Here is a 23,626-nt window from a genome sequence, read left to right on the forward strand (position 1 = left end):
TCCAGGAGAGCCTGGCGCGGGTGCCGGCGGGCAAGGCGCTGGTGCTGCTGGACACCTGCCAGAGCGGCGCCTTCGCCAAGCTCAAGACCCGCGGCCTGGAGGAGAAGGCCGCGCTGTCGCGGCTGGTGAAATCCACCGGCACGGCGACCCTGATGGCCTCGGCGGACACCCAGGTGGCGCTGGAGGGCTACCGGGGCCACGGCCTGTTCACCTGGACCCTGCTGGAGGCCCTGCAGGGGGACGGCTTCGGCGGCGACGACCGGCTCACGGTGAACGAGCTGGCGGGCTACGTGGAGGAGCGGCTGCCGGAGGTGAGCTACGAGGAGTTCGGCTACGAGCAGGTGCCGCAGCGCAGCCTGCGGGGCATGAGCTTCCCCATCGGGGTGCGGTAGGGCGCCCACGGGTCCGCGAGTGGACGCAGCCCTTGTGCCTTTGGACCCGTGGCCGCTTCGTCGGAATGCTTGGCGCTGATTTTGAAATGATGAGGGACGAGTGGGCAAAAAGCGACAGGAAGAGGTCAATGAACCGGAAGATTGTCCCGGGGTCGTTCGGCCGGACACCAGGAGGTACCTGGCGAGGATTGATAGGGTGGGTGGCCACCACTACCGGATACCGTTTCTGCCCTTTCAAGAACAGGAAACCGCGGTTTCCGGGGGGAATCATGGAGCGCCAAGGCCTATGAGCAATTGCCGGAAATCACCGATTCGCCTTCTCCTCATGGGTGCTCTAATAGGAGGTCTGCTTTCCCCTGGCCAAGCTCCCGCCGAGTCCCTCATGGGGGAGGGAAGGGGGAAAACGCGGCAGGCTGCCTGCCGTAGCGCCCTGGCCGGGCTAGCGGAATCTCTGCAGGTGGAGGTGCGGGCCAGCCTGCGCGTGACCAAGAAGTCCTCCCGGGCCGGATCGGGCGGTAGCCGCGTTAGCACCTCCGCCCTTCAGGACATCCAGACCTCCACCAATCTTCCCCTGCTGGGGACGGAACAAAAGGCCCGGCGCAGCGGAGGGGAGCTCATCTGCACCGCCCGCCTGGAGCCCGGCCGGGCCCGGAGTCTTTACGGTGAGCGCCTGCGGGACCTGCGGAGCAAGGCAGGGGAGCTTGAAGCGGCACTGGAGGAGACCTCGCTGGGGAAGCAGCGCCATCGGCTACTGACCGAGCTGCTGGCCCTGGCGGATCGCTACGACCGCTTCGCGCTTGTTGCCCGCTTCCTGGGGTTGGAGGTGCCGTCCATGGGGGCCCGGTCGGCGGCCGAGCTACGCGTCGCCCTGGATGAGCTGGAGCGGGTGGCACCTTCCCTTGACCTGGCCGCCGAGCAGCTGGTCCAAGATCTTCCCGATGACACGATCCACCTTACCCCTCCTCACCCCGCGCAATCGGGAGAGGTAACCCCCTTTGCCCGCGCCCTGGAAAGCGCCATGGCGAAGCGCCTGCAAACTACTTCCGAGCCGACCTCCGCCGACTATCGCCTAAGGGGCGAATACCAGGTCACGGAGCAAGGGGTGTCGGTGGCCTATCGCCTAACCGACCGGAATCACGTCACCCGGGAGGTTCGGACCGCCCGGCTGGCCCCCGAGGCCTACGCCCACCTGCGGGTGGAACCGGAAACGGTCAGCTTCGACCGTCTCCTCCATCAGGGTCTGGCCGTGGACGATGACTTCCGGGCCAGCCTGGCCACCAACCAGGGACGGGAGGACCTGCTGTTCCGAAAGGGTCAGGAGGTGGAGCTGCTCATCAAGCTCAACCGCCCCGGCTACTACTATCTCACCGGCCATACCATTCGCGACGGTCAGAGCTATTCCTATCTGGTGCCTCTGCAGGACGGCCGAGGCGATCGGCGGTTCGTTCGCTACATGAACGCGGAGGAGACCAACAAGTGGGTCAGTCTCGGCGCCTTCGAGGTGGCCCAGCCCTTCGGCGTGGAAAGTATGCAGATGATCGCCAGCAGCGAGGATCTGGTGGGAGAGCTTCCCGACTATACCTACGACAAAGCCAAAGGGCTCTACATGCTTGGGGGGGATGCTTCCGAAGGCGTGACCAAGACCCGGGCCCTTAAGCCGAAAACTTCCGAAGCGGTGAAATCGGCGGAGGCGGTATTAATGTTCACCACGGCCCCCAAACGCTAACCGCGATCCTCGTCCGTTCAGTGGCCGTGTCGCCGGCAGCCTGGAAAATGCCGGGGGTGGCGGGTCGCGCGCTCGCTCCGGGATGGGCTACGGCGGGCCCGCTGGGTGGTTTGGCCCATGGTCACCAGTACCACATCACCACCAGAGCCGTGATGGCCCAGCCGGCCAGCATGCCGATTATCGCGCCGATCAGGTAGCGCGCCCCGATCCGCGCCAGAATGCGGAGCAGGCGGCGGCGGAGGGCCTGACGGGCCCAGGCGGTGCGCCCCTCGGCGAGCGGCCCTCCCGACCACTCCCGGGCAACCAGCCGAATTTCCGAGTGGGGTAGGAGGTCCAGGACGTGGTCGGCCGGAAGGCGGAGTGGCATCACCGGCCCCGCCGATAAAACAGGTGGGAGCCTATTCGGGCTGTTTGCGGGAACTCTTTTGCCCAGTCCGGGGAAACGTAGACCGCGTGATAGTGGTCCGCTCCGGCGGTAGGGTCCATGACCCGGCTGGTCTGGAGGGCCTCCACCAGCCGCTGGGCCCTGACCCAGGCCCGCCGGTTGGCGATTCCGGGGTAGTCCGTGGGGTCGTCGGATTCTCCGTCCGAATACCAGGAGAAGGCGGCCACCTCGTGGATCACCGCGCAGGCGTCGGAAGGATAGGCCGGCTGCCGCACCCGGTTCAGGGCCACCAGGGCGACGCTCAGCTCCCCAAGCAGCGGCTCGCCCCGGGCCTCGAAAAAGACGGTGCGGGCGAGACAGCGGGATTCCCGCTCGGTGAGCAGAAAGGGGCCCATTCCCGGGGCCGTGGAGCTGGAGCCCGACACGGGCAGGCTGGGTCCGGCCAGGGACCCGAAGGTTTGGGGGGCAAGGTGGGCGCTTTCCCCGTAGATCGGAAACGGCCCCAGATCCAGCCAGAAGATGGCCACCGCCAGCCCGGTGGCAATGCCGTTCAGCATGGCCCGCATGGTGCGCCTTTGTTTAGAAAAGCCAGGTGCGTGGTCCCCCCCCTACGACTTGGCGGAACGATGCTGAACGAAAAGAAAGTAAGTGAGCAACCCCTTCGAATTGGGCGCCGGTGCGAAAGGAAACCCGCGGAGGCCGGAAACCGCAGGCCGCTGTTGTAGAAAAAATTTACGCCCCGGGACCGTCCGGAGGCGCCCCAAATCGAGCCGCCGCCGTGGCGTGAAGCCTCTTAACCGGGCGGACCGTGCTGGCGGCGGCGCCGGGAACTGTGTAGCAAAATTTAACAGCGGGCTCCGGCAGAACTGTTCGCCCGTTTTACAAGCCCGCAGGGCTCCGGGTGTCCATACATGGCACACCCCTTGCGAAGTCAGTACGGACAGGCAATTCAAGTTCCGGAAAATTAGGAGGATCGTTATGCAACCGCCTGTGCGTGCTTTGCTCGGGGCTGCCGGTATGGCCGCCGGATTGGCGGTGTCCGCTTCCGCTGGCGCCGTCACGACCGAGACCTATAACGCGGACACTGATGCGGCGGCCACGGATTTCGCCGTGGAGGGATACAGCGCCCTGCCCTTCGTGGCCGAGGGACGGATCGGTGGCCCCGGAACCTTCGAGATGGACGTGGGCAGCGATACTTCCGGGGACTTCTCCACCGGCGAGCATGATTGGCCCATGGGGGATCCGGAGCCTTTCAGTCTCGCCTTCGACGGCACCACCGCCACCTGGTCCATCGGGGAAGGTGATAACGTCATCACTTCCATCATCGGTGCGGATAGCGTGTCCTATGACAGCTTCGGGGACCTGGAAGGCTTCAACAGCCTGCTCATCCGGGCCGCCACGCCGGGCTCGGGAACCGAGGTGGCCCTGACGGATATGGCCCTGTACGGGGCGGACGACATCAATGGCCCGCTGGATGCGAGCTCGATCAACGGCAATGGTCTGCCGGACTTCATCAACAACTACGACAGCCACGCCGCCGATCCGGATCGGCTCGTGAAGTGGATGGGCATCTCCAACGATCTGGACCTGGCCGACGGCTTCTATCTGACCGGGGAGGTGGCCATGGATTGGCCCACCGGCAACAAGCCCTCCCAGTCCAATCTGGCCTTCCAGATCAAGGGAGCCAACCACACCAACGAGGTGCCGGTCCCCGGCACGAGCGCGCTCCTGGCCGGAGGCCTGCTGGGCTTCTGGGGCTTCAGCCGTCGCCGGAAGGCGTAACCGGGAAAACGCGTACGCGCTGCTGCCAAGGCCTCCTCCCTGATAGGGGGGTTCCCGGCGGGGTCCGCAAGGGCCCCGCTTTTTTCGGGTTCTTCCCTCCTCCGTACGGACCAGCAGCATCCCAGAATCCCCGCCCTCCCGGCATAGTCCAACTGGAAAAACCGGTGGCGCTTCGGAGGGCGGTTCCGCGCCGCCGGCCGGCCAAGCAACGGAGGGCTGCAGTGGACCGCAAGCAGAGGATGATCGGGGAAATCGAGGAGGAGGTCCGTTCTACGGTGGGCTACACGGGCCGCGCCCGGCTGCGCACGGGAGTGCTGGAGGCCATGACCGCGGTGCCCAGGGAGGAGTTCGTGCCGCCGAACCTCCGGGAGCAGGCCTATGAGAATGTCCCCCTCCCCATCGGGCAGGGCCAGACCATCTCCCAGCCTTTCATCGTGGCGTTGATGACCGACCTTCTGGAGCCGGAGCCCGGGCACCGGATCCTGGAGGTGGGCACCGGATGCGGGTACCAAGCGGCGGTTCTCGCCGAACTGGTACAGGAGGTCTACTCCGTGGAGGCGATTCCCGGTCTCGGAGAAGCCGCGAGGGAGCGCCTGAAACGTCTGGGGTATGGCAATGTTTCGGTGCGCGTGGCCGATGGCAACCGGGGCTGGCCGGAAGCCGCGCCATTCGACGGGATCGTGGTGACCGCGGGGGCCCGCGAGGTCCCTGTCGCCCTGGTGGAACAGCTGGCACCGGGCGGCCGTCTGGTATTGCCTCTGGAGGGGCCCGATGCCGGACAGGACATCCAGGTCGTCACCAAGGACAGCGAGGGCGCACGCACCAGCCAGCCCATCCTTCCTGTCGCCTTCGTTCCCCTGATCCACCCCGGCGTGCCCGGCTGAAGCGGCCAGGGGCTTTTGGTAACGTTCAGGGGCCGGAGCCGGGCGGGCGCTGGTCCCCCAGTGAGGCTTTGACCCGGAAAGCTCCGGAATTCGGCAACGGGAAACCGGGACTCTGGAGCGTCCGGTTCGGGAAAATAATCCGGTATGCCTAGAGACCTGAAAGGTCATTTGCGCCATAATATGGGGCCCGCGTTTTCCGGTTGCGCCGGTCCCGCGTGATGGGCGCGCATCCGGCATGGAAACCACACCCAATCAGACAGGGAAGAGGAGCTCCCTCCGTGCCCAAGGTTTTAATCAGCGACAAGATGTCGCCGAAGGCGGAGTCCGTGTTTGCCGAGCACGGCATCGAGGTGGACGTGCAGACCGGGCTGAGCCCCGAGGAGCTGGCCGGGGTGATTGGCGCCTACGACGGGCTGGCGATCCGCTCGGCGAGCAAGGTCACGGCGGAGATCCTGGACGCGGCGCCCAACCTCAAGGTGGTGGGTCGGGCGGGGATCGGGGTGGACAACGTGGACATCCCGGCGGCCTCGCAGAGGGGCATCATCGTCATGAACACGCCCTTCGGCAACACGGTGACCACCGCCGAGCACGCCATTGCGCTGATGGTCTCGGCGGCGCGCAACGTGCCGCAGGCCACGGCGTCCATGAAGGCGGAGCGCTGGGAGAAGAGCCGGTGGGGCGGGGTGGAGCTCTACCAGAAGACCCTGGGCGTGATCGGCACCGGCAACATCGGCTCCCTGGTGATCCAGCGGGCGCACGGGCTCAAGATGCGGGTCATCGCCTACGACCCCTACATCTCCCAGGAGCGCGCCGACGACCTCGGGGTGGAGCTCGTGGAGCTCGAAGAGCTCTACCGGCGGGCGGACTTTATGACCATCCACACGCCGCTCACCAGCGCCACCCGGCACCTGATCAGCGACGCCGCCTTTGACGCCATGAAGGACGGGGCGATCCTGGTGAACGCCGCGCGCGGCGGGGTGGTGGACGAGCAGGCGCTCGACCGGGCGCTCGAGGCGGGCAAGATCCGGGGCGCGGCGCTCGACGTGTTCGAGGAGGAGCCCGTGGAGGGCCATCCCCTGCTGCGCCACGACAACTTCATCTGCACCCCGCACCTGGGCGCCTCCACCGAGGAGGCGCAGGTGAACGTGGCGGTGCAGGTGGCGGAGCAGATCAGCGACTACCTGACGCGGGGCATCATCCAGAACGCGGTGAACATCCCCTCCGTGGAGGAGGAGGAGATGCCGCTGCTGCAGCCCTACCTGAACCTCGGCGAGCGGCTCGGCTCCATCCTCGGCCAGCTGGCGCAGGGCGGGCTGAAGCGGGTAGAGATCGAGTACGCCGGGGAGGTCTCGGCGCTCAACCAGCAGCCGATCACCACCACCATCCTGAAGGGGCTGCTCGACCCGATCCTGCCGGACTCGGTGAACCTGGTGAACGCGCCGCTGCTCGCCGAGGAGCGCGAGGTGAAGGTGAGCGAGACGCGCAAGAAGCAGGCGGACGAGTTCACCAGCCGCATCCGGGTGACGCTGGCCACCGAGAAGCGCACCTGGACCATCGACGGCACGCTCGTGCACGGCACGCCGCGGGTGGTGGAGTTCAACGGCGTGGAGCTGGAGCTGGTGCCGGACGGCCGCCTGCTGTACATGGCCAACCTGGACGAGCCGGGGCTCATCGGCCGCCTGGGCACCATCCTCGGTGAAGAAGGCGTCAATATCGCCGGGTTCAAGTACGGCCGCAAGGAGCCCCAGGGCGAAGCCTTCTCCTTCCTGGCCGTGGACAACCCGGTCCCGGCGCAGGCGCTCGACCGGATCAAGTCCCTGGCGAGCATCTACGAGGTCTTCGAGATCTCCCTGTAGGGCTCCGCTCAGACCTCCTCCGTCCGCGACCGGTCCGCCAGGGCCTCGCGGAGTTTTTCGGGGGCGGTCTCGTAGTGATGGAACCGCATGGTCCAGCTCCCCTCGCCGCCGGTAAGGGATTTCAGGCGGGTGGCGAAATCCTCCAGCTCCGCCAGGGGGGCTTGGGCGGCAATGGTGACCTCGCCGCGGCTGTCGTATCCGGTATGGGTGATCCGCGCCCGGCGGGCGGCCAGCTCGCCGGAGAGATCGCCCATGGCCGCTCCCGGGACCTTCACCTCCAGGTCCGCGATGGGCTCCAGGAGCACCGGCGCCGCCTTCCGGTAGGCTTCCAGGAAGGCCTTGCGTCCGGCGGTGACGAAGGCCACCTCCTTGGAGTCCACCGGGTGGTGCTTGCCGTCGGTTAGCGTGACGCGCAGGTCGCGTACCGGATAGCCCGCCACGGTTCCCGCCTCCAAGGCCTGGCGCACCCCCTTCTCCACCGCGGGAATGAACGGCGCGGGGATGGCGCCTCCGGTGATCCGGTCCACGAGCTCGAAGCCCGCTCCGCGTTCCAGGGGCTCCACCTCCAGCTCCACCTCGCCGAACTGGCCGGCGCCTCCCGTCTGCTTCTTGTGCCGGTAGTGTCCGCTGGCCCGGACAGTCACCGTCTCCCGGTAGGGGATGCTGGGCGGCCGGGTATCAACCTCCATGTGATAGCGCTCGTCGAGCTTTTCCAGGGCCACGCGCAGGTGGAATTCGCCCAGGCCGCGCAGTACCGTTTCGTTGGCGTGCTTATCCAGATCCAGGCGCAGGCCCGGGTCTTCCGCCACCAGCCGCTGCAGGACCTCCGCGATCTTCTGCTGATCGCCGCGGCGACGGGCCTTCAGGGCGAGGCCGACCAGGGGAGTGGGGTAGGCGATTCCCCCCGGCGCCATGTCGTCCTGCTCGTGGTCGGCATGCAGGACGGCATCCTGGAAAAGCTCCTCCACCTTGGCCACGGCGCAGATATCCCCTGCCTCCGCTTCGTCGATCTCCTCGTGCTCCTTGCCCTGTACCCGTAGCAAGTGGGCCACCTTGACCGTCTTGCCTTCCGGCCCGATCAGCACCGGATCCCCCTTGCGCAGACGTCCCTGATGGATACGCACGAAGCCCAGGGTGCCGATGAACGGGTCGTGCTCCACCTTGAACACGTGGGCAAGCAGCGGCGCCTCCGGCGTGGCTTGCGGCCACAGGTCCCGGTCCCCGTCGGGGTCGTGGCGGAGGAAGGGATGGGGGTTGCCCTCAAGCGGATTGGGGGCGAGCCGGGCGAAGATCTCCAGTAGCTGGCCCACGCCCGCTCCGGTACGCGCGGAGGCGAAGCAGACCGGAATCAGGTGCCCTTCCCGCAAGGCCTGCTCGAATGGGGCATGGAGCGTCTGTTCGTCCATGTCCCCCTCCTCCAGATACCGTTCCATGGCGGTTTCGTCCACCTCCACCACCTGCTCCACCAGGGCGGCGTGCGCCTCCGAAACGGAGGAGAAATCGGTGGCGCCCTGGCGTTGTCCCAGAACGTCCACCACCTGTCGGGCGTGTCCCGACGGGAGGTCGAGAGGGAGACACTCCTTGCCGTAGGTGGCGGTGAGCTCGTCGAATAGCTGGCCCAGGTGCGTGCCGTTGGCGTCGATCTTGTTGATTACCACCATGCACGGCATTCGCTCCGCGATGGCCCAATCCATCATGCGGCGGGTCATGGGCTCGATCCCGGTCTGGGCGTTGACGACCACCACCATGGTTTCGGCGGCGGTGAGCGCGGCCAGGGTCTGGGCCTGAAAGTCCGGATAGCCGGGGGTGTCGATCAGGTTGATCCAGCGGTCCAGGTGCGCGCACCCGGCCAGGCCCAGGTTCAAGGAGTGGCGATACCTTCGTTCCAGGGGATCGAAGTCGGTGGTGGCGCTACCCCGCTCCACCTCACCGGCGGTGGTCTTGGCGCCGGATTCCTGAAGCAGGGCCTCTACCAGGCTGGTCTTTCCCGACCCGGCATGGCCCACTAATGCGATATTGCGGATTTCCGTCGTTTCATGGATGGCCATGGCCCAGCCCTCCCGGAATGGCGGCCCTCCATTCCAAGGTAATCCCTGTCTGTTTTCACCGCCACAGGGAGGCGGATCGATGACCCGGTCCGCAGGGGCGCTACACAAGAAAGGCGCCGGCCCGGGCCGGCGCCTTTCGGAGCGGTCACTACAGTGGCTTCAGGACTTTTTGAAGCGCCCGCCGCTGACGCCGGCCCCGAGCATGCCCATGGCCAGCAGCGCCAGGGTGCCGGGAGCCGGGATCGGCTCGCCATTGCCGTTGTCGCCATTGCCGTTGTCGCCGTTGCCGTTGTCGCCGTTGCCGTTATCGACGGCATCCGGCCGGGCGACATAATAGAGCGTGTTCTGGGAATCCCGATTGGCGAACCCGGTGTTCCAGAGCAATGTGGTATCCCCGGTGTACTCGTAGAAATCGTCCCCGTCGGTATCGCTCAGATTGGCGCAGGTATCCGGGCCGTCGCCGTCCTTGAGGCAGAGGTCTCCCCATACCGGCGCGCGGTTGGAAGTGAATGAATAAACCGCCTGGGCCTGGTCGAACTTCACGCCCAGGTTCTCGAAATCCTCGGGCTGCTCTCCCGGATCCTGCCCCAGCATGTCGATGTACTCGGTGGCGGCGTTGGCCTCGGTGACGCAGTCGGCGTCGCTGTAGCAGTTGTCGGTTACATCGAGGGTGAAGTGGCTGATCTTGTCGAGCGCCGCTTCCGTTCCGGACCAGGTGTATTCGTACTCCCAGCTGCTGTTGACCTGCGTGATGTCCCAGCTCAGGGTCATCCGCTCGTCCGCCGAATCCCCGCTCCAGCGATTGGATCCCTCCAGGCCGCCGATGTCGAAGTTATCCCGGACCCCGGTCAGGGGAGCGGATTCTCCATAGGCGGCAGCGTTGGCGTCGCCCGCGAGCAGAAACAGGCTTCCGAGGCCCACCAGTGGAAGCGCGGCTTTACCGAGCGTCGACAGGTTTTGCATGGCGTTACTCCTGATTTGCCCCTCAGGGCTGAATGAAAAGGACATGGATCGTCCAGAGGGTTTCATTCCTGTCGGGAGCAAGCGGCATGCCTAAATGTAAATATCTGAATTTGTGTTATTTTTCCTTTACCTGAAAAACAATCGACACCGGCTGTTAAGCCGTTCGACGGTGTAGAAAAACTTTATTTTCTTTCCGTAATTTTTCCAGTGCCGTGAGCGGGCGGAGGAATATCGGAGCGGCGAGCCCCTCGGAATGGCGGGGCTGTAAAAAATATTGAAAGCGTGGCGTCGAGCGCTCAGGAAGGGGGTGGTTGGGGAGGCGGCTCTTCCATTCCGGCGGCCAGTGCGCGCAGCCAGCGGATCTCTTCCCGCCAGCGCTCCGGTCCGCCGGGAGTTTCCAGGAACATGGGCGCACCACGCGTCCGGGGATCCCGCACCAGCCTTCGGAATGCCGAGGTGCCGATGGCGCCCCGGCCCAGGTTGGCGTGCCGATCCTTGCGGGCCTCGAAGGGTACCGCCGAGTCGTTCACGTGGAAGGCGGCAAGCCGGTCCAGGCCCAGCTCCCGATCGAACGCCGCCCAGGTGGTCTCCCAGCCTTCGTCGGTGTGCAGGTCGTAGCCGGCGGCGAACGCGTGCGCGGTGTCCACGCACACGGCGAACCGCTCCGGCGCTTCCAGACGCGCCAGGATGGCCGCCAGCTCGGAAAAGCTCTTCCCCACCGTGGTGCCCTGGCCCGCCACGTTCTCCAGTACCAGGCGGACCCCGCCCTTTTCCGGATTCCGGGCGCACAAGGCGTTCAGTGCCTCGGCAATGCGCGCGACGCCCGTTTCGATACCCGCCTTCATATGGGCGCCCGGATGGAAATTGAGCATGTCGATGCCCAGACGGTGGCAACGATCCAGCTCTGCTTCCATGGCGTGGAAGGATCGGGCGGCCTTCTCCGGATCCGGTGCCGCGAGGTTGATGAGATAGGAGCCGTGGCTCATGACGGTCCGCAGCCCGGATTCGCCGCGGGCGCGGACGAAGGCGCCCGCCTCCGCGTCGTCCAGGGGCTTAGGCTCCCATTGGCGCTGATTGCGGGTGAAGACCTGAATGCAGTCCGCGCCGATGTCCGTACCCCGATCCGGGGCCGTGTGGACGCCGCCCTGGGCGGAGACATGGGCACCCGCCTGTATCGCGGTGGATTCCCGTTGTTCGTGCATTCGGGAAGCGGCTTTCTGCCTTTTCATTGGCGGCGATCAAGTTGTCGGCAGGAAGGCAACCGTAACCCGCGGAACCGCCGATGGAAAGCGCTCATCAGCGTATCCGCGGGCCGTGCGGGCGGAAGCCGCACATTGTGTGTGACGGAAATCGGGCCATTTCCAGGAGGTTAGCGCTTTCGACCGGTGGGGAGAGGCCGGTTCCTGGCCCTTGACCCGGATAAGTGGCTGTTCCCATGAATGAAGGAGTGCCCTATCCGTTTGCGGAGGAAAGAACGGGAATGTTGGAGCCGGCGAGGAAGGAAATAGGCCTGACTCGGGAACCGGATTGGGCATGATTCTTATGTTTGTGAGTGCTAACATTGCGGGCTTCCGCTTGGGGGGTATGAGCCCGAATGCCGTCGAGCCCCGGTCGCTAGTGGGCAGGAATTCCCAATGTGGTAGGCCAGGTTTGCGATTCTGAGAGGAGGGCGCCGTGTTCCGTTCCCAGGCTTCAAATTACATCAAGCAGCAGCTTTCCAACCTGGAGCAGCATCTCCAGGAGGAGAACCCCATCCTGGTGGATGTGGTCCGGAGCTTCCGCCGGCTCGACCGGGTAGGGTACCGAATGGGGCTCCTCGACCGCGACGAGTCCTATGCCATGTTCATCCCCTGGTGGCCCCTGATCTCCGTGCTGGGCACATTCTCCGCGGGGAAATCCAGCTTCATCAATCAGTATCTGCAGTACCCCGTGCAGAGAACCGGGACCCAGGCCGTGGACGACAAGTTCTCGGTCCTCTGCTACGCCGGCGATGAGCAGGTGCGGGAGCTCCCCGGCATCTCCCTCAATTCCGACGCCCGGTTCCCCTTCTATCAGATGAGCGAGGAGCTGGATAAGGTGGCGCCGGGGGAGGGCGAGCTGCTCGATTCCTACCTGCGCCTGAAGACCTGTCCGGCGCCCGAGCTGCGCGGGCAGATACTGATCGACTCCCCCGGATTCGACGCCGACGCGCAGCGTACCTCCACGCTCCGGATCACCGATTACATCATCGATCTGTCCGATCTGGTGCTGGTGTTCTTCGACGCCCGCCATCCCGAGCCCGGCGCCATGCAGGACACGCTCAGCCATCTGGTGGCGAACACCAACAGCCGCAGCGATTCCAGCAAGTTCCTCTACATCCTCAACCAGATCGATACGGCCGCCGCCGAGGACAACCCGGAGGACGTGGTTTCCTCCTGGCAGCGGGCCCTGGCGCAGGAGGGGCTGACGGCCGGCCGTTTCTATACCATCTACAACCCGGATTCCGCGGTGACCATCGAGGACGAGGCCAAAAAGCGGCGCTTCGAGTCCAAGCGGGACGCGGATCTGCAGGAAATCCACCAGCGTATGCGCCGCGTGGGCGTGGAGCGCGCCTACCGCATCATCGGCGATCTGGAGCGTACCGCCCGGGAGATCGAGGAAGAGCGGGTGCCGCAGTTGCGGCGGGCCCTGAAGCGGTGGGTCCAGGGGGTCTGGGTCACGGACGGCCTGTTGCTGCTGACCGCCCTGGTGCTGCTCGGCGGTGGCTCTGCCTGGATGGGCTACTGGAACGGTCTGCAGTTCCAGCCGCCCGAATGGCTGGCGGCGGTATTCGGTAGCGCGGTGGGCGCCATTTCGGCCTCGGTGGTCATTGTAGGGGGGCTCTTGTGGGCCCATTTTGGCGTGCGCCGTTGGATGGCCGGCAGGGTGACCCGCTGGATCGAGGCCACGTATCCCACTAGCCCGGTGCAGGAACAGCTGAAGCGGGCCTTCGCGCGGAGCACCCGGCCCTGGCGCAGCGCACTGACCACCAGTCCCGCCGGATGGGGACGCCCCGCCAGGAAGCGGCTGAAGGGCCTGATCGAAACGGCGGACGGCTACGTGCAGCGGCTGAATGACCGGTTCGCCAGCCCCTCGGGGGAAGGGCAGGGCGCGCCCGCTCCGGGCACCAGCCCCTCGGGCCCGGGAGGTGGTCGCAGGGGCGAGGCCGCGGACGAGCAATCCGACGAAGAGCCGTCCCGGGAAGAGGTCCCGCTTGGGCGGCAGACTGCGGCCCGTACCGCGGAATAGGCCACCCTCGGCCAAGGCGTTCCCCGCCCGTTTCCGCCGCTTTCCCCGGCCCCGGTCTCCGACCGGGGTCGGTTTTTGCGCGCCTGGTTTGGTATCCTTCCCGTCTTGCGCTCTCCCCGAGTCCCGAAGAAGCAGGAGGCATTCGTGCGCATCGCCCACACCATGCTCCGAGTGAAGTCCATGGACGACTCGCTCGATTTCTACACGAACAAGCTCGGCCTCGAGCTGCGCACCCACAAGGAGCTGCCGGGGGCCGATGCCGACCTGGCCTTCGTACGCGACCCCAAGTCGGGCCACGAGATCGAGCTCACCTATAACCATGACGGCCGGGACTACGACCTGGGCGACGCCTTCGGCCACATCGCCTTCTACGTGGAGAGCGTCGATGCCACCTATGAGGCGTGGCAGTCCCGCGGCGTGTCCTTCTCGCTAGCGCCCAAGACCATGAAAAACGGTACCCGGATCGCCTTCGCCGTGGATCCCACCGGCTATAAGATCGAGCTGATCGAGGCGCCCGAAAAGGCATGAGTGGATTTCCTTCCGTCTCGGGTAAACGCGCGTCAAGGGGAAGGGGCGGTCGTGCGCGCCCGGCCGGGAAGGCCGGTCCGCCGGTCGTTTCGGACAGCTCGGAGGGCAGGCACTGATGGCCAAGCCGGATGTTCTGGAGCAGCCGCTTACCGAGGAGCAGATCGAATCGGAGCTGAAGCGGCGGCGCAGGAAGACCATCGTATTGCGCTCCCTGCTGGCCCTGGGGTTCATCGGACTGGGCCTGGCGGGAGGATTGCCCCTCTATGGCGGGGCACGCGAGCTGGTTCCGGTGGTCCTTCTGGGGGTCGGGGTGGCCGGCCTGTTCCTGGAGGGCGTGGCGGTCATGGACGACATGGGAAAGGGGGGAGCCCCGCGTGTCCGCGACCTCAAGCCGGCGAAGGTGGCGGAGCAGAAACGGGCCATGGACTGGGCCGAGCACCACGAGCCCGTCAAACAGACCCTCGACGGGATCCTCCGGATCCGCCGCTGGGTGACCCGGGAGGAGTACCGGGCCATTGCCCGGTGGGTGAAAACGGATTTCCGGGGCGGATGAGGGGGCGGTGTTTCGCCCGCATGCGTCCCAGCACCACGAGCCACGACGTAGCCGGTTGGAGAGCACATTGAGCGAGAAGCCCTGGAGCGGCGCTTTCACCCAGCCCACCGACGAGTTCGTGGAGGCCTTCACCGCCTCCATCGACTTCGACAGGCGGCTGGCCAGGCAGGATATCGCGGGCTCCAAGGCCCACGCGCGTATGCTGGGCCGACAGGGCATTCTGTCGGAGGCGGACGTGGAGGCCATCCTGAAGGGTCTGGAGGACGTGCGCGGCGAGATCGAGGCGGGGCAGTTCCCCTATTCGGTCAGCCTCGAGGACATCCACATGAACATCGAGGCCCGCCTCACCGAGCGCATTGGCGATGCGGGCAAGCGGCTCCATACCGGGCGCTCCCGCAACGACCAGGTGGCCACCGATTTCCGGCTCTATGTCCGTGACGAGATCGACGCCATCCTGGCGGAGCTGGCCCGCTTCCGTGCTGCCCTGGCGGACACCGCCGAGCGGGAGGCGGACACGGTTATGCCCGGTTTCACCCACCTGCAGGCGGCGCAGCCGGTTACCCTGGGCCACCACCTGCTCGCCTATTTCGAGATGGCGCACCGCGATGCCGGCCGCTTCCACGACGCCCGCAAGCGGGTGAATCGGTTGCCACTCGGCAGCGGCGCCCTGGCGGGAACCACCTTCCCCATCGACCGGGAATGGGTCGCGGGCGAGCTGGGCTTCGACGGCGTCACCGAGAACTCCCTGGATTCCGTCTCCGACCGGGACTTCGCCGTGGAGGCGGCGTCGGCCTGCTCGCTGGTGATGGCCCATCTGTCGCGCCTGGCGGAAGAGCTGGTGATGTGGGCCTCGCCGCAGTTCGGCTTCGCCACGCTGCCGCAGAGCTTTTGCACGGGAAGCTCCATTATGCCGCAGAAGATCAATCCGGACGTGCCGGAGCTGGTGCGTGGCAAGACGGGGCGGGTGAACGGCGACCTCATGAGCCTGCTCACGCTCATCAAGGGCCAGCCGCTCGCCTACAACAAGGACATGCAGGAGGACAAGGAGCCGCTGTTCGACGCCCTGGACACGGTACGCGGCTCCCTGAAGGTCATGGCCGATATGGTCCCGGGTATCGAGTTCCACCGCGAGGCCCTGCGCAAGGCGGCCAGCGCCGGGTTCGCCACCGCCACCGACCTGGCCGATTACCTGGTCCGCAAGGGCCTGCCCTTCCGCGAGGCCCACGAGGTGGTTGGCAAGGCGGTGCGGCACTGCATCGACAACGGCCTGGAGCTGCCGGACATGGACTTGGCCACGCTGCAGGGCTTCTCGCATGTGATCGGCGCCGACGTCTACGAGGTGCTGACCCTGGAGGGCTCGGTGAGCGCCCGGGACCACGTCGGCGGCACCGCGCCGGCGCAGGTGCGTGCCGCCGTGCAGCGGGCCCGGCAGCGCATGGCGGAGGAAGGGACATGACCGGCAGGATACCGCTCCTGGTGGCCGTCGCCCTCGTTGTCCTCGGCGGCTGCGGCCAGAAGGGCCCGCTCTATCGTCCCGAACCGGAAACGCAGCAGGAGCGCGCGGAGAGCGCCCCCGACGCTGCCGAGCAAACCGCGGACTGAATCCGGAGACCGCCGTGCACCACTTTCATTACCGCGACGGCGTCCTGCACGCCGAGGATGTGCCGCTGCCCGCCATCGCCGAGTCGGTAGGCACGCCGTTCTACTGCTATTCCAGCGCCACACTGCGCCATCATTTCCAGGTATTCCAGGCCCCTTTCCGACATCGCGATCACCTCATCGCCTTCTCCGCCAAGGCCAACTCCAATCTGGCGGTACTGCACCTGCTGGGCCGCGAGGGAAGTGGCCTGGATATCGTCTCGCGCGGCGAGATGGCTCGGGGGCTGGCCGCCGGCATACCGTCGGAGCGCATGGTGTTCTCCGGCGTAGGCAAGCGCCGCGACGAGCTGGAGGCGGCCCTGGACGCCGGGATCCTGGCCTTCAACGTGGAGTCCGTGGGCGAGCTTGAGCTGCTCGACGCCGTGGCGGCCGCGCGTGGCCAGCCAGCGCCCGTGAGCCTGCGGGTGAACCCGGACGTGGATCCGCTCACCCATCCCTACATCGCCACCGGCCTGCGCGCCACCAAGTTCGGCGTATCCATCGGCGAGGCCCGCGATCTCTACGGACGCGCCGCGGCCATGCCGGGCATCGAGGTGGTGGGCGTGGACTGCCACATCGGCTCCCAGCTCACCTCCGTGGCGCCCTTCGTGGAGGCGCTGCAGCGGCTGCAGGCCCTCATGGTTGCGCTGGCCGAGGACGGCCACGCTATCCACCATCTGGACCTGGGCGGCGGTCTCGGCATTTCCTACCTGGACGAGGCGCCGCCCCACCCCGAGGATTTCGGCCGGGCCATCAACGAGCAGCTCGGCTACTGGCCGGGCAAGCTCATTTTCGAGCCGGGCCGGGTGATTGCAGGCAATGCCGGGATATTCGTCTCCGAGGTGCTCTATACCAAGGAGCAGCCGGACAAGCGGTTCGCCGTGGTGGACGGCGCCATGAACGACCTCATGCGGCCCGCCCTGTACGGAGCGGAGCAGGAGATCAAGCCCGTGCGCGAAGGAGGCGGCGATACGGAAGTAGTGGACGTGGTGGGCCCCATCTGCGAAACGGGCGATTTCCTGGGCAAGGACCGCCACCTGCCGAGGCTCGGGCGGGGTGACCAGCTCGCGGTGATGAGCGCCGGTGCCTACGGCGCCACCATGGCCTCCAATTACAACACCCGACCGCGCGCCCCGGAGGTGCTGGTGCATGGCGATCGCTTCGAGGTGGTGCGCCGCCGCGAAACCGTCGCGGAGCTCTACGCGCCGGAGCTCATTCCGGATGCGGACTGGTTCGAGGCCGGGTGAACGGCGAAGGAAACGCCGAGGTGCCGAGAAGCCAAGCAATCAATAGCACCAAATAATTCCATCAGTGGCTGCCCTCTATGGGAGGGGGTGGGCGCTGAACCGGTTCCGGCTGGGCTTACGCTGCAGCCGATCCGGAAGGTTGTTTCTTGCTTGGCGTGCCTTGACGGTTGCGTTGTCCGTTCTGTTGCCTGCGGTTAGCGGGATCATGGGGGAGGGATTTGAACCTCGAATTCGCCAAGATGCACGGCCTGGGTAACGACTTCGTCGTCTTCGACGGGGTCCGCCAGGCCGTGGAGCTGACCCGGGAGCGAATCCGCGCCATCGCCGACCGGCGCTTCGGCATCGGTTGCGATCAGGTGCTGGTTCTGGAGCCCGCCGAGCGGTCCGGCGTGGATTTCGCCTACCGGATCTACAACGCCGACGGCGGCGAGGTGGAGCAGTGCGGCAACGGGGCGCGCTGCGTAGCGCTTTTCGCCCGGGAGGCCGGGCTGACGGACAAGGACCGGCTGCGCCTGGAGACCCTGGGGGGCGAGATCATGCCCCGGATCCTGCCGGACGGGCGGGTTACCGTGGATATGGGGGTGCCGCATCTGGAAGGTGCGGACATCCCCCTCTCCGAGCCCGGAGAATGGGTTCGGGCCCCCCTGGAGGTGGCGGGGGAGCGGCGGCGGATCACCGCCGTTTCCGTGGGCAACCCCCATTGCGTGCTCGAAGTGGAGGACGCCACGGCCGCGCCGCTTTCCACCCTGGGCCCGGTGCTGGAGCACCATCCGCTTTTCCCCAACCGTGCCAACGTGGAATTCGTGGAGGTGCGTTCCCCGGACCGGATCCGGGTGCGGGTATGGGAGCGCGGAGCCGGGGTCACCCTGGCTTGCGGCACCGGCGCCTGCGCCTCGGTGGTCGCCGCGCGTCTCTGGGACCGGGTCGGGCCCCGAGCCGAAGTGGAGCTGGACGGCGGGAACCTGACCATCGAATGGGCGGGTCCGGAAGAGCCGATCCTGATGACCGGGCCCGCCGTGATCACCTTCCGCGGAGTCCTGGGGCAGTGGCCGGCCTCCCGGCCGGCCACTGCGGGCCCGTAGTAGAGGGGTACCCTCCGCCTCTCTTCCGCTCCGTCACCACGAAGACACTCGTCCATGCCGTCCCGGGCCGGCGGCGATAACCCCGCGTGCGCAAGGGCCCGGTTCCCAACCTCCTTCAAGAGTGAATCGTTCCGGCGCTTCCTCCCCGCCGCGCCTTTTGCCTCGATCCCCCCGCGCATCTTCCGCTCCGATACGACGAAGGCTAGTAGCCGCCGCCATCCGTGAAAATGTGATAAATAGCGCATATATACGGGAATGGGTAGCCCTGTTGACAACCACTTTGGCGTTTGAAATTTAATTTTAAGAAAGGGCATAATAGCGGTTGGCTGCCGATACATATGCAGCATTTAACATATGAATGCAAATACATATGACAAGGTTGAGCATATTCCCATGAGCAAGGACGAGACCGGCGACGCGCTGGAGATCGAGTCGATCTGCGCCCGCCATGAACAGCGCGAGGGGCCGTTGTTGGCGATCCTGCACGAGGTGCAGGAAGGTCACGGCTATATTTCGAACGAGGCGGTCGGCCGGATCGCCCACTATCTCAACCTGACCCGCGCCGAAGTCTACGGCGTGGTGACCTTCTATCCCGATCTGCGGGAGGAGCCCCCGCGCCCGCACATGCTGAAGGTCTGCCGGGCGGAGGCCTGCCAGGCCGCCGGGGGGCGCGAGGTCTGGGCCACCGCCGAGGCCATGGCGGCCGACCCGGACTGTCAGGTGGAAGTCGAGCCGGTGTACTGCCTGGGCAACTGTCCCTGCGGTCCGGCCGTCCAGATGGACGAGCGGACGCTGGGCCGTTTCACCCCGGAAAAAGTGAGCGCCCTGATCGCCGGTGCCAGCGGAGGTTCGTCGTCATGAACGTTTGCGTTCCCTGTGACAGCACGGCCGTTTCCATCGGCGCCGACGAGGTAGCCGATGCCCTGACCCGCAATGATCCGGCCATTACGGTTAAGCGTACCGGCTCCCGCGGCCTGTACTGGCTGGAGCCCATGGTGGAGGTGGAGCGGGACGGCCAGCGCATCGGCTACGGTCCGGTTACCGCCGGGGATATCCCGGGACTGCTGGACGCTCTGCGTAGCGGTGATACCGGACATCCCCTCTGTGTCGGCGACGTCGAGGCCTTGCTGGAGAGCCAGGGGCAGCGCCGGCTCACCCTGCGGCGTACAGGCGTGGTGGCCCCGGGCGAGTGGGCGGACTATGTCGCCAACGGCGGCACCGAGGGCCTGCGCAAGGCCCTAGACATGGAGCCCCAGTCCATCGTGGACGCCGTGAAGGAATCCGGCCTGCGCGGGCGGGGCGGCGCGGGCTTCCCCACCGGCATCAAATGGCAGACCGTCCACGACGCGGAGGCCACGCCCAAATACATCGTCTGCAACGCCGACGAGGGCGACAGCGGGACTTTCGCCGACCGCATGCTCATGGAGGGCGACCCCCTGGCGCTGCTGGAGGGCATGACCATCGCGGGCCTCGCCGTGGGGGCCGAGCAGGGCTACATCTACCTGCGCTCCGAATACCCGGATGCGCACCGGATGCTGGAGCGCGCCCTGGAGAGCGCCCGGACCAACGGCATGCTGGGGGACAGCGTGCTCGGATCCGGCAGGGCCTTTGACATCGAGGTGCGCATCGGTGCCGGGGCCTACATCTGCGGCGAGGAGACCTCCCTGCTGGAGAGCCTCGAGGGCAAGCGCGGCATGATCCGGTTCAAGCCGCCCCTGCCGGCCATTCAGGGCTTCCTCAGCCGGCCCACGGTGGTGAACAACGTAATCACCCTGGGAACGGTTCCGACCATTCTCGCCGAGGGCGCCGAGGTCCACAGCTCGCTGGGCATGAACAAATCCCGCGGCACGCTGACCATTCAGCTCTGCGGCAACGTGGCCCGGCCCGGCCTCTACGAGATCCCGTTCGGCGTCACCCTCGGGCACGTGATCAACGACCTCGGCGGCGGCTGCGCCAGCGGACGGCCCCCGAGGGCGGTGCAGGTGGGCGGCCCCCTCGGCGCCTATATGCCCGTGGAGCGTTTCGACACGCCCATGGCCTACGAGGAGTTCGGCGAGGCGGGCGGCATGATCGGCCACGGCGGCGTGGTGGTGTTCGACGACACCGTGGACATGGCCGCCCAGGCCCGCTTCGCGCTGGAGTTCTGCTCCATCGAATCCTGCGGAAAATGCACCCCTTGCCGCATCGGCTCGGTCCGCGGCCAGGAGGTCATCGACCGCATCACGGACGACGACGACCGGGAGGCCAACATCGCCCTGCTCCGCGAGCTCTGTGAAACGATGATCGAGGGCTCGCTCTGTGCGCACGGCGGCATGGCGCCGTATCCGGTGCTATCCGCGCTCAATCATTTCCCCGACGACTTCGAGCCCCGTACGACGGCCGCGGTCTAGCGATATCCAATAGGAGATAGCCATGGCGTCTCTAAAACCGATCGACTATGGAACCCCGGCGCGCCAGTCAGAGAGCCAGGTCACCCTGGAGATCGACGGACAGACGGTAACCGTGCCCGAGGGTACTTCGGTGATGCGCGCGGCCATGGAGGCCGGCATCGATATTCCCAAGCTCTGCGCCTCCGACAGCCTGGAGCCCTACGGCTCCTGCCGGCTGTGCATGGTCGAGATCGAGGGCAAGGGCGGCTATCCCGCCTCCTGCACCCTGCCGGCTGCGCAGGATATGCAGGTGCGTACCCAGAGCGAAAAGCTGAACCAGCTGCGAAGCGGCGTGGTGGAGCTGTACCTGTCCGACCACCCGGGCGAGAGCGTGACCGGCGAGGGCTCCGGCGACGACGAGCTGCTCCAGGTCGCCGACAAGCTCGGCGTCAAGGAGGTCCGCTATCCCAGCGGCCGCAACCACCAGGACGCCGAGGTGGACGTCTCCAACCCCTACTTCGCCTTCGATCCCACCCGCTGCATCGTGTGCTCGCGCTGCGTGCGCGCCTGCAACGAGGTGCAGGGCACCTTCGCCCTGACGGTGGACGGCCGGGGCTTCGGCTCCATGATCAGCGCCGGCACGGATCAGGACGATTTCCTGAATTCCGAATGCGTCTCCTGCGGTGCCTGCGTCCAAGCCTGCCCCACGGAGGCCCTGCTGGAGAAGGAAGTGGCCGAGCAGGGCGTTCCGGAGGAGTCGGTGGTCACCACCTGCGCCTACTGCGGCGTGGGCTGCTCCTTCCAGGCCGAGCTGAAGGACGACCAGGTGGTCCGCATGGTTCCCTACAAATACGGCAAGGCCAACCACGGCCATTCATGCGTAAAGGGCCGCTTCGCCTGGGGATACACCAATCACCCCGACCGCATCACCGCACCCATGATCCGCGACAAGGTCACCGATCCCTGGCGCGAGGTCACCTGGGAGGAGGCCTACGACTTCGCCGTCAAGCGCATCCAGTCCATAAGCGATGCGCACGGCCACAGTGCCCTGGGCGCCATCACCTCCTCGCGCTGTACCAACGAAGAGACCTATCTGGTCCAGAAGCTGGCGCGCGCGGTTTTCGGCACCAACAACGTCGACACTTGCGCCCGTGTCTGCCACTCCCCCACGGGCTACGGTCTCAAGACCGCCTTCGGCACCTCCGCCGGCACGCAGGGTTTCGACTCGGTGGAGGCCTCGGACGTGATCCTGGTGATCGGCGCCAACCCAACCGATGCCCACCCCGTGTTCGGCTCCCAGATGAAACGGCGGCTGCGGGAAGGGGCGCGGCTGATCGTGGTGGACCCGCGCGCTATCGATCTGGTCCGCACGCCGCACGTCGAGGCCGACTACCACCTGCAGCTCAAGCCCGGCACCAACGTGCCGCTGGTGAACGCCCTGGCGCATACGGTGCTGGATGAGGGGCTCGAGGACGAGGCGTTCATCAAGGAACGGTGCGAGGTGGACGAGTACGCCGAGTGGAAGGAGTTCATCCTGCGGCCCGAGAATAGCCCCGAGGCCGTTGCCGATATCACCGGCGTCGATGCCGAGAGCATCCGGGCGGCCGCCCGGCTGTACGCTACCGGCGGCGAGGCGGCCATCTACTACGGCCTGGGCGTTACCGAGCACAGCCAGGGCTCCACCATGGTGATGGGTATGGCCAACCTCGCCATGGCCACGGGCAACATCGGGCGCAACGGCGTGGGCGTCAATCCCCTGCGCGGCCAGAACAATGTGCAGGGCTCCTGCGACATGGGCTCCTTCCCGCACGAGCTGCCGGGCTATCGCCACATCTCCGATCCCGGCGTGCGCGACATCTACGAGAAGGAGTGGGGCGTTTCCCTGGACAGCGATCCGGGAATGCGCATCCCCAACATGATCGACGCCGCCACCAACGGCACCTTCAAGGCGCTCTACGTGCAGGGCGAGGACATCCTGCAGTCCGACCCCAATATCAAGCACATCGCCTCCGGTCTGAGCGCCATGGAGTGCGTGATCGTCCAGGATCTGTTCCTGAACGAGACCGCCAGCTACGCGCACGTCTTTCTGCCCGGCTCCACCTTCCTGGAAAAGGAGGGTACCTTCACCAACGCCGAGCGCCGCATCAACCGCGTGCGCAAGGTGGCGGAGCCGCCCGCCGGGAAGGCCGACTGGGAGATCACCCAGGATTTGGCGCAGGCGCTGGGCTATCCCATGAATTATTCCGATCCCAGCGGGATCATGGACGAGATCGCCCGCACCACGCCCACCTTTACCGGCGTCAGCTTCGACAAGCTGGACCGTCTGGGCAGCGTGCAGTGGCCGTGCAACGAGCAGCATCCGGAGGGCACACCGGTCATGCACGTGGGCGACTTCGTGCGCGGCCGCGGGAAGTTCATGCTGACGCCTTATGTGGCCTCGGATGAGCGGGCCAACCGGAAATTCCCGCTGCTGCTCACCACCGGGCGGATCCTCAGCCAGTACAACGTGGGGGCGCAGACGCGCCGCACCGGCAATAGCCTCTGGCACAGCGAAGATATCCTGGAGATCCACCCCTCCGACGCCGAGGTGCGTGGCATTGCCGACGATACCCTGGTGGCCGTGGCCAGTCGCATGGGCGAGACCACCCTGCGCGCCAAGGTGAGCGAGCGGGTGATGCCGGGGGTGCTGCATACCACCTTCCACTTCCCCGAGACCGCAACCAACGTGATCACCACCGAGTACGCTGACTGGGCCACCGAATGCCCCGAGTACAAGGTGACGGCGGTGGAGGTGCGGCCGTGCAACACCCTGTCCGAATGGCAGAAGCGCTATCTCGATACCCGGGAGCGCCAGCTGCGCATCGACGGCGAGCGTGTGCCGGAGGAATCTGGCGAGGAGGCCTGAA

20 protein-coding genes are annotated in these 23,626 nt (G+C 66.4%); 15 read left to right on the forward strand and 5 right to left on the reverse strand.

Annotation, left to right across the window (positions count from 1 at the left end; genetic code table 11):
* On the forward strand, window positions 1-392 hold a 392-nt coding region (locus ACERLL_RS13320; RefSeq protein WP_373656592.1), incomplete at its 5' end, for a caspase family protein.
* Between the two features lie 382 nt (window positions 393-774).
* The gene (locus tag ACERLL_RS13325; protein ID WP_373656593.1) at window positions 775-2,118 is read left to right on the forward strand and encodes a hypothetical protein; all 1,344 of its coding nucleotides are present in this window, start codon (window positions 775-777) and stop codon (window positions 2,116-2,118) included.
* A gap of 121 nt (window positions 2,119-2,239) precedes the next feature.
* On the opposite strand, the gene ACERLL_RS13330 is transcribed toward ACERLL_RS13325, so the two are convergent.
* Both ACERLL_RS13330 and ACERLL_RS13335 read right to left on the reverse strand, forming a co-directional pair.
* Window positions 2,240-2,485: a hypothetical protein gene (locus tag ACERLL_RS13330; protein WP_373656594.1), complete on the reverse strand. Its 246-nt coding sequence runs from the start codon at window positions 2,483-2,485 to the stop codon at window positions 2,240-2,242.
* The gene (locus ACERLL_RS13335; protein WP_373656595.1) at window positions 2,485-3,069 is read right to left on the reverse strand and encodes a cell wall hydrolase; all 585 of its coding nucleotides are present in this window, start codon (window positions 3,067-3,069) and stop codon (window positions 2,485-2,487) included. Before ACERLL_RS13335 ends, ACERLL_RS13330 begins: the two co-directional genes overlap by 1 nt.
* Before the next feature lie 412 nt (window positions 3,070-3,481).
* On the opposite strand from ACERLL_RS13335, the gene ACERLL_RS13340 reads away from it, so the two are divergent.
* From ACERLL_RS13340 to serA, 3 genes are all read left to right on the forward strand, one after another.
* Window positions 3,482-4,285, forward strand: coding sequence for a choice-of-anchor W domain-containing protein (locus ACERLL_RS13340; RefSeq protein WP_373656596.1), 804 nt, complete (start codon window positions 3,482-3,484; stop codon window positions 4,283-4,285).
* A 221-nt stretch (window positions 4,286-4,506) separates the two neighbouring features.
* Window positions 4,507-5,169, forward strand: coding sequence for a protein-L-isoaspartate(D-aspartate) O-methyltransferase (locus ACERLL_RS13345; protein WP_373656597.1), 663 nt, complete (start codon window positions 4,507-4,509; stop codon window positions 5,167-5,169).
* A 278-nt stretch (window positions 5,170-5,447) separates the two neighbouring features.
* On the forward strand, window positions 5,448-7,025 hold the full coding sequence (serA, locus tag ACERLL_RS13350; protein ID WP_373656598.1) for a phosphoglycerate dehydrogenase: 1,578 nt from the start codon (window positions 5,448-5,450) through the stop codon (window positions 7,023-7,025).
* A gap of 8 nt (window positions 7,026-7,033) precedes the next feature.
* Here serA and fusA read toward each other — a convergent pair whose 3' ends face one another.
* The 3 genes from fusA to ACERLL_RS13365 form a co-directional block, all read right to left on the reverse strand.
* A complete protein-coding gene (fusA, locus tag ACERLL_RS13355; protein ID WP_373656599.1) occupies window positions 7,034-9,073 on the reverse strand; it encodes an elongation factor G in 2,040 nt (679 codons plus the stop codon).
* Window positions 9,074-9,232: 159 nt separating this feature from the next.
* Window positions 9,233-10,036 carry a PEP-CTERM sorting domain-containing protein gene (locus tag ACERLL_RS13360; protein ID WP_373656600.1) on the reverse strand — a complete coding sequence of 268 codons (804 nt, stop codon included), beginning with the start codon at window positions 10,034-10,036 and terminating at the stop codon, window positions 9,233-9,235.
* A gap of 296 nt (window positions 10,037-10,332) precedes the next feature.
* Complete coding sequence (locus ACERLL_RS13365) at window positions 10,333-11,238, reverse strand: deoxyribonuclease IV (protein WP_373656601.1); 906 nt, start codon at window positions 11,236-11,238, stop codon at window positions 10,333-10,335.
* A gap of 472 nt (window positions 11,239-11,710) precedes the next feature.
* Here ACERLL_RS13365 and ACERLL_RS13370 point away from each other — a divergent pair, with 472 nt between their 5' ends.
* From ACERLL_RS13370 to fdhF, 10 genes are all read left to right on the forward strand, one after another.
* A complete protein-coding gene (locus tag ACERLL_RS13370; protein ID WP_373656602.1) occupies window positions 11,711-13,303 on the forward strand; it encodes a dynamin family protein in 1,593 nt (530 codons plus the stop codon).
* Window positions 13,304-13,447: 144 nt separating this feature from the next.
* Window positions 13,448-13,831, forward strand: coding sequence for a VOC family protein (locus tag ACERLL_RS13375; protein WP_373656603.1), 384 nt, complete (start codon window positions 13,448-13,450; stop codon window positions 13,829-13,831).
* Window positions 13,832-13,946: 115 nt separating this feature from the next.
* Window positions 13,947-14,384: a hypothetical protein gene (locus tag ACERLL_RS13380; RefSeq protein ID WP_373656604.1), complete on the forward strand. Its 438-nt coding sequence runs from the start codon at window positions 13,947-13,949 to the stop codon at window positions 14,382-14,384.
* 67 nt (window positions 14,385-14,451) lie between these two features.
* Window positions 14,452-15,840 carry an argininosuccinate lyase gene (argH, locus tag ACERLL_RS13385; RefSeq protein WP_373656605.1) on the forward strand — a complete coding sequence of 463 codons (1,389 nt, stop codon included), beginning with the start codon at window positions 14,452-14,454 and terminating at the stop codon, window positions 15,838-15,840.
* Window positions 15,837-15,986, forward strand: a complete 150-nt coding sequence (gene lptM / locus ACERLL_RS13390) for an LPS translocon maturation chaperone LptM (protein WP_373656606.1) — start codon at window positions 15,837-15,839, stop codon at window positions 15,984-15,986. The genes argH and lptM overlap by 4 nt, the downstream gene beginning before the upstream one ends.
* Window positions 15,987-16,000: 14 nt before the next feature.
* Complete coding sequence (gene lysA / locus ACERLL_RS13395; protein ID WP_373656607.1) at window positions 16,001-17,269, forward strand: diaminopimelate decarboxylase; 1,269 nt, start codon at window positions 16,001-16,003, stop codon at window positions 17,267-17,269.
* A 218-nt stretch (window positions 17,270-17,487) separates the two neighbouring features.
* Window positions 17,488-18,351, forward strand: a complete 864-nt coding sequence (gene dapF, locus ACERLL_RS13400; RefSeq protein WP_373656608.1) for a diaminopimelate epimerase — start codon at window positions 17,488-17,490, stop codon at window positions 18,349-18,351.
* Window positions 18,352-18,744: 393 nt separating this feature from the next.
* Entirely contained in the window at window positions 18,745-19,212 is a 468-nt protein-coding gene (locus ACERLL_RS13405) for an NAD(P)H-dependent oxidoreductase subunit E (RefSeq protein ID WP_373656609.1), read from the forward strand.
* Entirely contained in the window at window positions 19,209-20,741 is a 1,533-nt protein-coding gene (locus tag ACERLL_RS13410) for a formate dehydrogenase beta subunit (RefSeq protein WP_373656610.1), read from the forward strand. Before ACERLL_RS13405 ends, ACERLL_RS13410 begins: the two co-directional genes overlap by 4 nt.
* 22 nt (window positions 20,742-20,763) lie before the next feature.
* Entirely contained in the window at window positions 20,764-23,625 is a 2,862-nt protein-coding gene (fdhF, locus tag ACERLL_RS13415) for a formate dehydrogenase subunit alpha (protein ID WP_373656611.1), read from the forward strand.
* The last annotated feature ends 1 nt before the right edge of the window (window position 23,626 follow it).

This window comes from Thiohalorhabdus sp. Cl-TMA (genome assembly GCF_041821045.1).
Lineage (GTDB): Bacteria > Pseudomonadota > Gammaproteobacteria > Thiohalorhabdales > Thiohalorhabdaceae > Thiohalorhabdus > Thiohalorhabdus methylotropha.

Coding starts and splice junctions, on each gene's coding strand:
- ACERLL_RS13325 (WP_373656593.1), top strand. CDS start 775: ATGGGGGAGGGAAGGGGGAAAACGCGGCAGGCTGCCTGCCGTAGCGCC.
- ACERLL_RS13330 (WP_373656594.1), bottom strand. CDS start 2,485: ATGCCACTCCGCCTTCCGGCCGACCACGTCCTGGACCTCCTACCCCAC.
- ACERLL_RS13335 (WP_373656595.1), bottom strand. CDS start 3,069: ATGCGGGCCATGCTGAACGGCATTGCCACCGGGCTGGCGGTGGCCATC.
- ACERLL_RS13340 (WP_373656596.1), top strand. CDS start 3,482: ATGCAACCGCCTGTGCGTGCTTTGCTCGGGGCTGCCGGTATGGCCGCC.
- fusA (WP_373656599.1), bottom strand. CDS start 9,073: ATGGCCATCCATGAAACGACGGAAATCCGCAATATCGCATTAGTGGGC.
- ACERLL_RS13360 (WP_373656600.1), bottom strand. CDS start 10,036: ATGCAAAACCTGTCGACGCTCGGTAAAGCCGCGCTTCCACTGGTGGGC.
- ACERLL_RS13365 (WP_373656601.1), bottom strand. CDS start 11,238: ATGCACGAACAACGGGAATCCACCGCGATACAGGCGGGTGCCCATGTC.
- ACERLL_RS13380 (WP_373656604.1), top strand. CDS start 13,947: ATGGCCAAGCCGGATGTTCTGGAGCAGCCGCTTACCGAGGAGCAGATC.
- lptM (WP_373656606.1), top strand. CDS start 15,837: ATGACCGGCAGGATACCGCTCCTGGTGGCCGTCGCCCTCGTTGTCCTC.
- ACERLL_RS13405 (WP_373656609.1), top strand. CDS start 18,745: ATGAGCAAGGACGAGACCGGCGACGCGCTGGAGATCGAGTCGATCTGC.
- ACERLL_RS13410 (WP_373656610.1), top strand. CDS start 19,209: ATGAACGTTTGCGTTCCCTGTGACAGCACGGCCGTTTCCATCGGCGCC.
- fdhF (WP_373656611.1), top strand. CDS start 20,764: ATGGCGTCTCTAAAACCGATCGACTATGGAACCCCGGCGCGCCAGTCA.